We start from the raw sequence: 11,768 nt of genomic DNA on the forward strand, positions 1-11,768 counted from the left end.
TCGACGGGGTTCAGCGCAGCGCGGCGACCGCTCGGACGACCCGGGCCACCTCCTGCGGGGTGGTCACCAGGCTCGGCCCGAACCGGACGTACGACTCCCGGTACGGCGTGGTGCCGGCCAGGATGCGGTGCTCCTCCCGCAGCCGGGTGACCGCGTCCTCGGCGCCGAATCCGTCGATCGCGCAGCAGACGATCCCCGAGGAGAGCTCCGGGGCGCGCGGGGTGACCAACCGGACGTGGGGCAGCGTGGCGAGCCCCTCCTTGAGCTGAGTGGCCTGCGCGTGGGTGTACGCGACGATCCGGTCCCGGCCCACCGCCTGGTGGAACGCGACCGCCTCGGGCAGCGCCCACCGGTGCTCGAAGGAGTGGTAGCCGCCGGGGCTGTGCAGGTCACCCGGCGCCCCCACGGGTGGCTGCCCGGTCAGCCAACCGACGAACGCCGGGATCGAGAAGCTGGGGATGGTCGTCCGCAGCCGGGCCCAGGCGGCCGGCGTGCCCCAGACGAAACCGGTGCCACGCGGCCCGAACAGCCATTTGTGCGTCGCGGTCATGAAGAAGTCGACGCCCAGCGCCGGCACGTCGACGTCCTCCACCGCGAACCCGTGCACCGCGTCGAGGCAGATCAGGATCCGGTCCTCGGCGTCCCGGTCGGCGTTCACGGCGGCGATCGCGTCGGCGATCCGCCGGATCGGGAGCTTCACCCCGGTGCTCGAATGCACCCAAGTCAGCGCCAGCACCCGGGTGCGCGCGGTGACGGCCGCCAGTAACCGGGACACGATCTGGTCGGCGCGCGCCGCGGCGGGATCGGTGTAGAGGGCTACCTCCCGGACCACCACGCCGTCGGACTCGCGGCGCAGCCGCAGCGCCTCGTACGTCGAGTAGAAGTCGTGGGTGGTGGTGACCACCTCGTCGCCGGGCCGCAACCGCAGGCCGGCGTAGACCAGGCCGATGCCCATCGTGGTGCTGTCGGTGAGCGCGATCTCCGCTGGATCGGCCCCGATGTAGCCGGCCAGGGCGGCGCGGGAGCGCGCGCCCAGGCCGATGTCGGCGACCCCCATCTGGTGCTGCTCCGGGTAGCTGTCGAGCTGCTCGCGAAAGCTCGCGATCGCGGCCCGTACGGGGGCCGGGTGGGACGCCAGCATGAAGGCCGAGAAGTGGGCGTGCTGTCGGGTGAGGAGGAACTGGTCCCGCACCGAGCGCCAGTTGTGCGGGTCAAAACGCGGTGCGGCGGCCGCCGGGGTGGCGGCGGGGAGCAGCGCGGCCGCCGGGGCGGCCAGCGCCGCGCCGCGCAGCAGGGACCGTCGACCGACCCCACCCTGATTCGTCTCTGTCGATGCGGACATCGTGCCTCCTCGTCACCGCACATCGGCTCGCCGGGCGGTTGCTGGGATCGGAGCGTATCGCTTGACTACATGGTTCTAAAGCAGAACACTGGCCGACGTGGCCCCGGAGGGGGAAACCCCGCAAGAATTCGAGTGTTGCGGGAATGGCCCGATCTCACCGGTGCCCGAGACACCCATCCAGCAAGGGAGTTCGCCATGCCCCACGTCACCATGCCCGCCGGCCTCATGCCGGGCACGCCGGGCCTGATGCAGTACCGGCAGGAGACGGGTCGCCCGCTCAGCGAGCTGGCCGAGGTGCTCCTGCGGGACGAGCACTCGCTCACCCGTGCCGAGCGCGAGCTGATCGCCGCGTACGTGTCGGTGCTCAACGAGTGCCGGTTCTGTACCAACACCCACAGCGAGATGAGCGCCCAGCAGCACCCCGAGGGCCGGTCCCTGGTAGACAAGGTGCTCGCCGACCACATGAGCGCCCCGATCGGCCCCAAGCTCAAGGCCCTGCTCACCATCGCCGGCGCGGTGCAGGAGAGCGGGCACGCCGTCACCGAGCGGATGGTCGAGGCGGCCCGGGCCGAGGGCGCGACCGACATCGAGATCCACGACACCGTCCTGATCTCGGCGGCCTTCTGCATGTACAACCGCTACTGCGACGGCTTGGCGGTGGTGGTTCCGGAGGATCCGGCCACGTACGTGCCGATGGCCGCGACGATCATCCGGGAGGGCTACAGCATGTGCGCCCGCGGCCACTGAGGCCGCGGAGCGAGGTCGGCCCGGTCGCCTGGCGGCCGGCCGGAGTGGTCGACGGGTCACGCCCGTCGGCGGACGGACGACGGTCAGCACCGGGTACGCGCCCGGCTGCTGGCCGTCTTTCGTGCGGCCCGCCGGCCGGGTCGCCCGGGATCGGCGGTCGCCAGATTCGGCGGAAAAAATCCATCCAAGACCGTTGACTATATTTTTCTAAAGTGATTGGCTGTTGATGGCGCAAGGCTGGTCAGTTGCCTCGCCGCCACCCCCACCGATGCGGCGCACCGCACCACTTCCCGGTTACGCCCTCCGCCGCCGCACCGGCCGCCCCGACACCCCGACGCACGCCGATGGCGCACGTCGCGCGGTATCCCGGCGGCGGGGCCGACCGCCTCTCTTGCCCGACCATCCGCCACCGCTTCAACTCAGGATCGGAGAACGCCATGACGACCGCCGGCAGCACCCTCGCCTCTCCGGACATCAACACCTTGCTCAGCGAGTACCGCAAGGTCTTCGTGCCCGCGGCCATCGACTACCTCGAGGAGAAGATCTCCGCCAACGAGCTGCGGGAGCGCTGGCGTCCCTACTACGACCAGACCTTCTACCGCTACGACCTCTCCGTCGAGCAGGCGTGGCGGCAGTCGTCCGGTTCCGAGGGCCGGCTCGAGTCCGGCGAGCCCCAGGCGGACCCGGTGCACGCCGTACCCCTCATGCACTTCCCGGTGAGCATCGCTCACAACAACCTTGACCGGCTGATCATGGTGCTCGTGGCCGAACTGGGCGACCAGACGGTGGCCAAGACCGCGATCCCCGCGCGCAAGGTCGACTTCGCGCACGTCGTCGACAGGCTGGATGCCTTGATGGCGTCACTGGCCGACTAGCCGGTGCCGCCGCACCCGTCCAGGACATCGCAGGAGCGAAAGGACAAGGTCATGAGTCAACCACTGAACATCGTCAAGATGCTGCAGGAAAGGGGCGTCGCCGTCGGCATCGACGGCGAGAGCCTCGCCCCGGCGAAGGTCGTCGAGGGGCACGAGGCGGCGTGGGGAGGGCCGGGCAACCTGTACCCGATCCGCCCGTACACGCTGACCCCGTCGGCCCTGGAGGCCTTCACCGTCCGCGAGCGGATCCACGTCCGCATCGACGGCCTGGGTGAGGACGTCGTCGACCTGCACGGCATGGCGATCTACCGTCGCCACGACCCGCACGCCGCGGAGGGTCGGGAGCTCGACTGGGCCAGCGCCACCATCACCGCCCAGTTCCTCTCCCTCCAGGTGACCGGCCACAGCGAGATCTTCGGCCAGGTCAAGGTCATGAACACCCCGGCGAAGCCGGAGGGCGCGCGGGTCAAGCCCAGCCCCTCCCACTTCACCACCCCCATGCCGATCAAGGACTGCGTCACCGCGATCTACCCCCAGTTCGAGGTGGAGCAGCTCGGCCGGACCGTGACCACCGGCGAGCAGATCGTCCGGCTCGAGTCCCGGGTGGCCATGGTCCCCCCGATCGGCGACGTTTCCCGTACCTCCATGAGGTACCCGCTGTACGACGGTGAGAACCGTCAGGTCGGCGAGCTCATCGCGGCGGACATCGAGATCGGTGCGCTCCTGCACCACGTCCCGATCGACAGCGCGGTGATCCCGGAGTACCTTGCCGGCGTGCTCGCCTAAGCGCTGAGCACATGGACGACGTGCGTGTTGCGGGGCCGGTCCGTCCGAACCTTCGGGCGGGCCGGCTCACGGCCTACACCTTCAGCGTGGAGACGGCGATCGGCCGCAACCCGATGCGGTACCTGCTCGCCCGCCGCTTCGACGGCGACCGTCCCACCCGGGCCACCACGGTGCTGTTCGTCGTGCGGCCGTCCGTGCTGTCCGGCACGTACGTGCAGATCGAGGAGGACACCCGGGCGGGCCGCTGTCAGGTCCACACGTTCCTGCCGACCATGGCCGCGCCGATGCCGGTGGCCGAGCCGCTGACGTTCGACTGCCTGCCCCTGACCGACGTCAGCTACCTCGACCTGATGGCGTGGCCGCACCCGGCGTTGCGCCCGGCCGACCCGGCCGACGTACGGGACGCGGACCCCGCCGGCCGGTCCGCGCCCGGCAGCCGGCGCTACCTCGGCCCGGCCAGCCTGCCGACGCTGGAGGTCACCGAGGTCGTCGACCCGGAACGCGACATCGTGGCCCGGCGGCTGCTGAGCCGGGACGGCGAGCCGTTGCGCACCTGGGAGATCACCGAGCACGACGACGCCGGGGGAGCGGAACCGCCCCGGCGGATTGAGGTGGCCCGGCTGCGTACGGGCCACCGCACCGAATTCATCCGGACCAGTCCGGCCGTGGAGCTCCCGGACGGCGTGTTCGCGCAGCCGCCGGCCGAGCTGCGGCACGCCGTGGAGGAGCAGCTCGACAGGAGGTGAGCACCATGCCACGAACTCGTGCCGTGCCGGCCCGGATGGCCCGGGTCTGCGGGGAGGTCGGCGTCGCCGCGCTGCGCCTGGCCGCCGCCCGCGCCGCCCGTCGGCCGGGCGCGCTCGGCGTCGAACTTAGCCGGCTGCTCGACCGGCTCGGCGGGGCCCACCTGAAGCTCGGGCAACTGCTCGCCACCCGGGTGGACGTGATCGGCCCCGAGCTCGCCGGGGCCCTCGGCCGGCTCCACGACCGGGCCCGACCGATGACCGCCGAGGCCGCGCTGACCACTGTCCGGCGTGGCTTCGGCGAGGTGCCCGCCTTCCTCGAACGGGCCCTGCGCCGGCCCCCCGTGGCCAGCGGTTCGGTGGCCTGCGTCTACCGCGCGGAGAGCCAGGGACGCAGTCTCGCGGTCAAGGTCCTGCGACCCGACATCGGTACCGCCATGCGGGCCGACCTGGCGGTGGTCCGGGCCCTGGCCCGCCTGCTGCAACGGCTGCCGAAGCTGCGCCGGATCCCCTTCGCCGAGATCGTCGACCAGCTCGGCGACTCGTTGCTCGGGCAGCTGGACTTCGTCGCCGAGGCGGAGAACCTGCGCCGGCTGCGGGAGGACCTCGGGCGGGTACCGGACGTCGTCGTGCCGCGGGTCGTCACCGAACTCAGCCGGCCGGGCGTGCTCACCATGGAGTTCCTCGACGGCCTGGACACCGCCACCGTCCACCAGCTCCCGCCGGCGGTGCGGGAACAGGAGGTACGCACGCTGGTGCAGGCCGTCTACCGGATGCTGTTCATCGAGGGCTTCATCCACGTCGACCTGCACCAGGGCAACACCTACTTCCGCACCGACGGCACGGTCGCCGTGGTCGACGCGGGCTTCGCCTTCCGGATGGGGGAACCGGCCCGCCGGACCTTCACCGAGTTCTTCGCCGGCATGATCAGGGGGGACGGCGAGACCTGTGCCGACATCCTGCTCTCCACCACTCGGGGCGATCCGTCCGACGCCGACATCGCCGGCTTCCGCCGCGACGTGATCCGGCTGGTCACCGAGAGCGCCGGCCGGACCGCCCAGGAGTTCAGCCTCGTCGCCTTCTCCGTCGAGCTGTTCGACCTGCAACGCCGGCGCGGCCTGTTCGCCGAGCCCCAGTTCGTCTTCCCGCTGCTCTGCCTGCTCTCCCTGGAGGGCACCGTGAAGCGCCACCACCCGTCGATGAACTTCCAGCTCGAGGCGGCGCCACACGTCATGCACGGCCTGCTCGACGCCGCCTGAGCCCCCGCCCACCACCGGACCGAGGTGACGACATGCCGGACCGCCCCACCGCCGAGGTGTCCACGCGTTTCGCCCCGACCGTACTGGCGCTCTGCTTCGCCGTCTTCGTGGTCATGGCCGACACCACCGTCGTGCAGGTCATGCTCCCCACCCTGATGCGGGACCTGGACGCCGGCCTCGACCAGGCGCTGTGGGTGGTGAACGCCTTCGTCCTCGCCTACGGCGCGCTGCTGATCCCCGGCGCCCGCGCCGGCGACATGCTCGGCTTCCGCCGGGTGCTCGTCGCCGGGCTGCTGGTGTTCCTGGTCGGCTCGGTGCTGTGCGGCATCGCCCCGTCCGCGTCCCTGCTAATCGCGGCCCGCTGCGTGCAGGCCGTCGGCGGCGCCCTGCTCGTCCCGCAGACCCTCGGCTTGATCACCGTCGCGGTGCCTACCGGACGCCGGGGCGCCGCGTTCGGACTGATTAGCGCCACCATGGCACTCGCTGCCATCGCCGGCCCGGTGCTCGGCGGTCTGCTGGTGGCGCAGCTCGGCTGGCGGTCGGCGTTCCTGGTCAACGTGCCGCTGTGCCTCGCGGCGCTCGCGCTGGTACGCCGGTTCGTGCCGGACTGGGCGCCCACCCGCAGCCACCGCCTCGACCTCGGCGGCGTGCTATTGATCGTGGCCAGCGTCGGCCTGGTCACCTACGCCCTGCCCGGCACCGGCCGATCCGACGTGGACGCCGCCGTGCCGGTGCTGTTCGGCGCCGGGGTGCTGCTGTTCGCGGTGTTCACCTGGTGGGAGCGCAACCGTCGCGAGCCGCTGGTGCCCGGTGACCTGTTCCGGCACCGCCCCTTCACGGTCTCGGTGGCCCTGGCCGGGGCGCAGTTCGCCGTGATGTTCGGCCTGATGCTGCTGGTCACCCTGCACCTGCAGGGCACCCTGGGCAGCGGACCGGTGCGCACCGGCCTGGTGTACCTGCCGATGGCCGTGGTATCTGGAGTGGTCTCGCCACTGGCCGGGCACCTGACCGACCGCTGGGGCGGCCGGCGGATCATCACCGCCGGGTTCGTCGCATTCGGCGTCGGCCTCGGGTGGCTGGCCGCCATCGGCACCGCGACGGCGGGCGCGCTCGACTTCGTGGGTCCACTGACGATCGCCGGGCTCGCCGTCGGTCTGATCATGGCGCCGGTCAGCGCCGAGGCCATGCGCGGACTGCCGGAGCATCTGGTCGGGGCCGGTGCCGGCGTGCTGAATACCGGTCGTCAGCTCGCCGGCGCCGTGGGGGTGGCGCTGGTCGGAGCGGCGCTGCAGCTCGCCGCCCCGGCCACCCGGCCGGCGGTGGGCGAGAACGCCGGACGGTCCGGACTGGACGGGGTGACCTCGTTCGCGGAGAGCCCACGGGTCGCGCTGCTGGTGCTGGCGGTGATCGTGACCGGCTCGCTCGCCGCGGCGCAGCTGCTGCCGGCGCGGCCCGGTCGCGCGGCGGTCCGTCCCGAGCGGCACGCCGCCCGCGCGGCCGCCTCCGAGGGCTGAGCGGGCCAGGCCGTGCCGGCCCCCTTCCGGCCCCGCGACCTGGGTGTTTCCTGCCTGCGACTGGTACAGTCTTCCATGCAAAGCTGGAGGATGACATGGGCGACCCGAAACGCAAGGCGGCACTCTTCGAGAACCTGGCCCGGGTGGGCAAGGCGCTCGGCAACGGTAAGCGTCTGGAACTCCTCGACCTGCTCGCCCAGGGTGAGCGCAGCGTGGACGCGCTGGCCCGCGCCGCTGGCCTCGGGCTGACCACCGCCTCCGCCCACCTGCAGACCCTTCGCCAGGCCGGTCTCGTCACCTCCCGCCGGGACGGCACCCGGATCCACTACCGACTCGCCGGCGACGACGTGGCCGGCCTGTTCCATATGCTGCGGGACGTGGCGGCCACACACCTCGCCGACGTCGTCGCCGCCAGCCGCGCCTACCTCGGCCCGGACGACGTCACGGCCATGGGGCGCGACGAGCTCCTCCGCCGGGCCGAGCAGGGTGAGGTGGTGGTCCTCGACGTCCGGCCCGCGACCGAGTACGCCGCTGGCCACATCCCCGGGGCGATCAGCATCCCGATCGAGGACCTCGCCGACCGGGTCGCCGAGATCTCCACCGACGTCGCCGTCGTCGCCTACTGCCGCGGCCGATACTGCGTCTTCGCCCACGAGGCGGTACGGATCCTCGCCGCGCACGGCCGCACCGCCCACCGCCTCGAGGAGGGCATGCTGGAGTGGCGGTTGGCGGGGCTGCCCGTCGCCGCCTGAGCCACCGGTCAGCCAGTCCGCCACCTGCCGCATGTCGGTCGTCTGCGGGGTCAGGGTGAGCTGCGCTGGGCGTCGACGAGCAGCTCCTCCAGCCGGGCACGTCGCTGCGACAACGGCAGGTCCAGGACGACCTCGCCGCCGGCGTCGGCGAGGAGGTCGAACAGCATGTAGTGGGTCGGGCTGTCGTGGACCAGGCGGAGATTCCCGCGGCCGGCGGTGATCCGCCGCTGGAGTAGGGCGACGTTCGTCCCACCGTGCTCCCAGACGATCAGCTCCCCGTTTATCTGCAGCTGCATCCAACCGCAGGGCCATGACCTGGGGCGCCGTGTCGTAGATATGTCCAGAACCGGGCGAACATAATGCGCGAAGGACTCTCAGACGCGCGTGGGGACGGCGTAGACACCGCCTCCGCTCCTGCCTCCACGTCGCGGAGGCATCAGATTGCGGCGAGTGCCTTGGTGATGTTCCACTCGGCCAAGTCGAGCATCCATTGTCGATCCGGGAAGTCGGTGTCCGCGATACGCAGCGGACCCTCGATCAGCGACAGCACCTGCGCGTACCGGTAGAACTCCAGCCTGTCGGGGTCGAGGTCGACCGGACGGAGTGCCGGATACGCCTCGCCGAAGCGCATCTGCAGCCAGGCGTGTTCCCATTCGACGTCGAAGTAGGCCAAACCCTCGAAGTCGATCATGACCGGTTCGCCGGCCGGCGTGACGAGTACGTGATCCGGTCCGAGCTCACCGTGCACCAGTGCGTATGTCTGTCGTGGCGCCACCCTGCCACGGAGGTGATGCACGTGGGCGGCGATCCGGTGATGCGCATCAGCCAGCCGGGGATCGCGGGCGGCTGCTGCGTCAAGGTGGCCGAGCGCCCGATTGGCGATGATGTCCTCGGTGCGTCGAGTCTGGGACGCCTCGCCCCGGGTGATGGCCGCGAGCTTGCCATAGTGCGGGCCGAAGGTGGTGTGCATGCGGCGCAAGGCGTCACCGAGCGTAGATAGCGGTGCGGCGGCTGCGGCGGGATCGCGTTCCATTAGCGCCTCCAGCCGTAGCGTGCCGGCGTCCTCAAGCAGCGCGATGTCGGCGTCGAGGTAGCGGCCGTCGCGGTCGAGCGTGATCAGACGCGGTATGCGCACACCGGCGGCGACGAGTGCCGCGTGGTTAGCGGCGAACAATTCCGCGCCCGACGCGTCGGTGAACGGGTCGTCCGGCACCGTCGGCGACGGTGGCCAGTAATTCTCGCCCGCTGCCCACACATACAGAATCACGGTTGTTTGGTTGTCGAGGCCAAGCCTGTAGACGCCCTTCTTGCTGCCGCCGGTCAGCCGGTCCAGCCCAGTAAGCCTGCTGTTGGAGCCGAACTGCTCCGCCACCAAGTCGTGCAACTCATCCGACTGCAGGAACGTCCGCGTCATGGTCGCCTCTCGTCAGATCGACCGGCCATGCTGCCCGGCGAAGCAGCGCCGCGCAATCGAGTTTCCGCGCGGAACGCCATGACCGAGCAAGACGCACGACCGAGCGTGATCGATAATCTCAGCGAGGTCGCTGCACGGCGGACGGCTGGCGGGAGGTGTCTCGCAGGGCACCATGCATAGCGGCAAGCTGCTCACGCAGCTCGGTGACTTGCCGGGTGAGTTCTTGGTTGCGGCGGTGCGCCGCCGCAAGACGTCGTACCAAGCTGGCCTTGCTGGTGCGCTGGCGTGCGGGGACGGCGACGCCAGTGGAGCGGTTGTTGATGTTGCGTAGGCGATCGACTGCCGCTCGGACGTCAGGCTGGCTGTATCGCCAGGCACGGCTGACCTTCGCGGCTGCGGCGACCTTGGCGTAGGGGTCTTCGACGACTTGCTGATAGCCGGCCAGCGCCGGGTGCAAGAATGTGTCCAGCTGGTCCCGCAAGGCCGATAGCCCTGACGGGTTGAGCCGGTACACCCGGCGCGTGCCTTCGGCGCGGTCGCTGACCAGGCCGGCCGCCTTGAGCACCTTGAGATGCTGCGACACCGCGGGGCGGCTGATCGGCAGCTTGTCGGCCAACTCGCCGACGGCCCGAGGCCGTTCGGCCAGGCACGTGACGATGGCGAGCCTGCTGGGATCACCCAAGGCTTCCCAGGCGCCGCCTGCTTGGTAAGTGGTCACGGACGGAAAGCTACGACTTACGGTGGGATCCGTCAATGTGCTCCTTCCCCCGCTGGACGGAGGGCCGCCACCGCAGCCGAGCTCGATGACGTCTCGGCGCGAAGTTCCGGTCGCTGCGTTCCCGGCCGCCCTGTTCTACCCGTGGAATCGGGCGACGACGGCGGTGGGAAGGAGGAGCCGCAGGTGTTCTTCCCATTGCCAGGGCCCGTCGGCGGTCGGGGCCTCGGCTAGGGCTGCGATTCGTACGTGGGGGCGTGTGTATTGGTGGGCGCAGCGGCTCAGTAGCACCGGCCCGGCGGCGGAGACGCGTCGGCCGGCTCGGCTGCGGCATGCGCGATGCCTCGAAGGCGGGTCGCTGGTGTGCTGGCGTGTCGGCGGCGACGTCCCGTAAGAGGAAGAGGCCGTTGTCGGTGGTGAGCACGGTCTCCAGCGTCATGGTCATCTATGGCCTTCTCGAGACCTCGGGTTCCCGCCGCGTGGGCGGGAACCCGAGGTTGAATCAGCGGTCGGTAGCGACGAAGAAGGGTCGTTGTTGAGGATGCGGTTCGGATGGTGGAGTTGGGCGGCCCGCCGCGGTCGTCCGCCGGTCACGGCCCGGCCAGCGCGGGAAAGGCTGCTGTCTCCGTAGTGATCACCGCGCGTAAGTCGGGCCCTCCGGTTCGCCTCGATGAGGAGCATGCTCGCGGGCATGGATAAGGTGCGAGCATCTGTCCAAGATAGAGCGACGGCCGTCCAGGCGACCCTGGAATTGGGGTGAACGATACCGAAACCGAGGTAAGAAGCCACGGCACAGCTTAGAGCCGGCCGTCTATTGAGTTGATGTAACGTAGTCACTACTATGCGTAGTTGCCGACCGGTGGAGGAGGAACGATGAAGCTTCGCTTTCTGAGCACGTCGAGCAACTCCGGGTCCTGCCCCAGCCTGTATGAAACCGACGAGGGTGACATCGTGGTGCAGGGCTACCAGCTGACCGACCCGGAAGCACTCTCGCAGCTGCGGGACGTGCTGCCCAACGAGACGTTCGTCGTGGTGCCCCGCGAGCTGATGACCTGGTTCGAGAAGAAGGGCTGAGATGGGGTCGCTCATCACTGATCCGGACGCCTTCCAGCGCCTCTTCCAAGACTTCGAACACGCCGCCTTCAAATTGGAGGTCCGCCGCTCATACGGCCTGCCCTCCGAAGACGAGCCATTCCAGAAGTTCCTCACCGGGCAGGACCCGGGCATCGAGTGGCTTCGGTCCTGGCTCGACCTGATGAAGGCGCAGACGTCGACAGGCAAGAGGGTGGAGCGGGTCCGGGTCATTGATGAGCCCCCAAGCGACTACCTCCGGTTCGAGATCTCGGTGACGCCGCACAACCTGGAAGCGGGCGAGGACATCCGATATCTCGTCCGCGACCGGGCCGCCGAGCTGGCGCTGCCGCAATACGACTTCTGGCTGTTCGACTCGCGAGTCGTGGCCCTCCTGCACTTCACCGACGACGACCAGTTCGTAGGCTTCACGACCATCGAAGACGCCACCGAGGTGCTGCGGCACTGCCAATGGCGGGACCGGGCCTGGACACGAGCCACCCGATTCTCCGACCTTCCCACCACCGTCACGGCCGCCACCTGATCGGCG

13 protein-coding genes are annotated in these 11,768 nt (G+C 70.2%); 9 read left to right on the forward strand and 4 right to left on the reverse strand.

Going from position 1 to position 11,768, the window contains the following annotated elements; all coding sequences use genetic code 11:
• Positions 1-10: 10 nt before the first annotated feature.
• Positions 11-1,342, reverse strand: coding sequence for an aminotransferase class V-fold PLP-dependent enzyme (locus AB0I11_RS17485; protein ID WP_357320775.1), 1,332 nt, complete (start codon positions 1,340-1,342; stop codon positions 11-13).
• Between the two features lie 195 nt (positions 1,343-1,537).
• Here AB0I11_RS17485 and AB0I11_RS17490 point away from each other — a divergent pair, with 195 nt between their 5' ends.
• From AB0I11_RS17490 to AB0I11_RS17520, 7 genes are all read left to right on the forward strand, one after another.
• Positions 1,538-2,089 (forward strand): carboxymuconolactone decarboxylase family protein, encoded by a 552-nt coding sequence (locus AB0I11_RS17490; RefSeq protein WP_357320778.1) that lies wholly within the window; start codon positions 1,538-1,540, stop codon positions 2,087-2,089.
• Positions 2,090-2,526: 437 nt separating this feature from the next.
• Positions 2,527-2,964, forward strand: a complete 438-nt coding sequence (locus AB0I11_RS17495; RefSeq protein WP_357320781.1) for a hypothetical protein — start codon at positions 2,527-2,529, stop codon at positions 2,962-2,964.
• Between the two features lie 51 nt (positions 2,965-3,015).
• Positions 3,016-3,750 carry a DUF6073 family protein gene (locus tag AB0I11_RS17500; protein ID WP_357320784.1) on the forward strand — a complete coding sequence of 245 codons (735 nt, stop codon included), beginning with the start codon at positions 3,016-3,018 and terminating at the stop codon, positions 3,748-3,750.
• An 86-nt stretch (positions 3,751-3,836) separates the two neighbouring features.
• Positions 3,837-4,496, forward strand: coding sequence for a hypothetical protein (locus AB0I11_RS17505; RefSeq protein WP_357320787.1), 660 nt, complete (start codon positions 3,837-3,839; stop codon positions 4,494-4,496).
• Positions 4,497-4,501: 5 nt separating this feature from the next.
• A complete protein-coding gene (locus AB0I11_RS17510; protein WP_357320790.1) occupies positions 4,502-5,752 on the forward strand; it encodes an AarF/ABC1/UbiB kinase family protein in 1,251 nt (416 codons plus the stop codon).
• 32 nt (positions 5,753-5,784) lie between these two features.
• On the forward strand, positions 5,785-7,266 hold the full coding sequence (locus AB0I11_RS17515) for an MFS transporter (protein WP_357320793.1): 1,482 nt from the start codon (positions 5,785-5,787) through the stop codon (positions 7,264-7,266).
• A 95-nt stretch (positions 7,267-7,361) separates the two neighbouring features.
• A complete protein-coding gene (locus tag AB0I11_RS17520; RefSeq protein ID WP_357320795.1) occupies positions 7,362-8,018 on the forward strand; it encodes a metalloregulator ArsR/SmtB family transcription factor in 657 nt (218 codons plus the stop codon).
• Positions 8,019-8,068: 50 nt separating this feature from the next.
• Here the strand turns inward: AB0I11_RS17520 and AB0I11_RS17525 are convergent, their stop codons facing one another.
• The 3 genes from AB0I11_RS17525 to AB0I11_RS17535 form a co-directional block, all read right to left on the reverse strand.
• Positions 8,069-8,314 (reverse strand): hypothetical protein, encoded by a 246-nt coding sequence (locus tag AB0I11_RS17525; RefSeq protein WP_357320798.1) that lies wholly within the window; start codon positions 8,312-8,314, stop codon positions 8,069-8,071.
• A gap of 140 nt (positions 8,315-8,454) precedes the next feature.
• The gene (locus tag AB0I11_RS17530) at positions 8,455-9,432 is read right to left on the reverse strand and encodes an aminoglycoside phosphotransferase (RefSeq protein WP_357320801.1); all 978 of its coding nucleotides are present in this window, start codon (positions 9,430-9,432) and stop codon (positions 8,455-8,457) included.
• Positions 9,433-9,550: 118 nt separating this feature from the next.
• Positions 9,551-10,150 (reverse strand): metalloregulator ArsR/SmtB family transcription factor, encoded by a 600-nt coding sequence (locus AB0I11_RS17535; RefSeq protein ID WP_357320804.1) that lies wholly within the window; start codon positions 10,148-10,150, stop codon positions 9,551-9,553.
• 870 nt (positions 10,151-11,020) lie between these two features.
• Here AB0I11_RS17535 and AB0I11_RS17540 point away from each other — a divergent pair.
• Together AB0I11_RS17540 and AB0I11_RS17545 are read left to right on the forward strand one after the other, a co-directional pair.
• Positions 11,021-11,221 carry a hypothetical protein gene (locus AB0I11_RS17540; RefSeq protein ID WP_357320806.1) on the forward strand — a complete coding sequence of 67 codons (201 nt, stop codon included), beginning with the start codon at positions 11,021-11,023 and terminating at the stop codon, positions 11,219-11,221.
• Position 11,222: 1 nt separating this feature from the next.
• The gene (locus tag AB0I11_RS17545; protein ID WP_357320809.1) at positions 11,223-11,762 is read left to right on the forward strand and encodes a DUF6879 family protein; all 540 of its coding nucleotides are present in this window, start codon (positions 11,223-11,225) and stop codon (positions 11,760-11,762) included.
• The last annotated feature ends 6 nt before the right edge of the window (positions 11,763-11,768 follow it).

Source organism: Micromonospora sp. NPDC050495 (assembly GCF_040655175.1).
GTDB lineage: Bacteria > Actinomycetota > Actinomycetes > Mycobacteriales > Micromonosporaceae > Micromonospora.

What these genes read in the sequence shown, in the direction of transcription:
- AB0I11_RS17485 (WP_357320775.1), bottom strand. Translation starts at nt 1,342, where the DNA reads ATGTCCGCATCGACAGAGACGAATCAGGGTGGGGTCGGTCGACGGTCC.
- AB0I11_RS17490 (WP_357320778.1), top strand. Translation starts at nt 1,538, where the DNA reads ATGCCCCACGTCACCATGCCCGCCGGCCTCATGCCGGGCACGCCGGGC.
- AB0I11_RS17495 (WP_357320781.1), top strand. Translation starts at nt 2,527, where the DNA reads ATGACGACCGCCGGCAGCACCCTCGCCTCTCCGGACATCAACACCTTG.
- AB0I11_RS17500 (WP_357320784.1), top strand. Translation starts at nt 3,016, where the DNA reads ATGAGTCAACCACTGAACATCGTCAAGATGCTGCAGGAAAGGGGCGTC.
- AB0I11_RS17510 (WP_357320790.1), top strand. Translation starts at nt 4,502, where the DNA reads ATGCCACGAACTCGTGCCGTGCCGGCCCGGATGGCCCGGGTCTGCGGG.
- AB0I11_RS17515 (WP_357320793.1), top strand. Translation starts at nt 5,785, where the DNA reads ATGCCGGACCGCCCCACCGCCGAGGTGTCCACGCGTTTCGCCCCGACC.
- AB0I11_RS17520 (WP_357320795.1), top strand. Translation starts at nt 7,362, where the DNA reads ATGGGCGACCCGAAACGCAAGGCGGCACTCTTCGAGAACCTGGCCCGG.
- AB0I11_RS17525 (WP_357320798.1), bottom strand. Translation starts at nt 8,314, where the DNA reads ATGCAGCTGCAGATAAACGGGGAGCTGATCGTCTGGGAGCACGGTGGG.
- AB0I11_RS17530 (WP_357320801.1), bottom strand. Translation starts at nt 9,432, where the DNA reads ATGACGCGGACGTTCCTGCAGTCGGATGAGTTGCACGACTTGGTGGCG.
- AB0I11_RS17540 (WP_357320806.1), top strand. Translation starts at nt 11,021, where the DNA reads ATGAAGCTTCGCTTTCTGAGCACGTCGAGCAACTCCGGGTCCTGCCCC.
- AB0I11_RS17545 (WP_357320809.1), top strand. Translation starts at nt 11,223, where the DNA reads ATGGGGTCGCTCATCACTGATCCGGACGCCTTCCAGCGCCTCTTCCAA.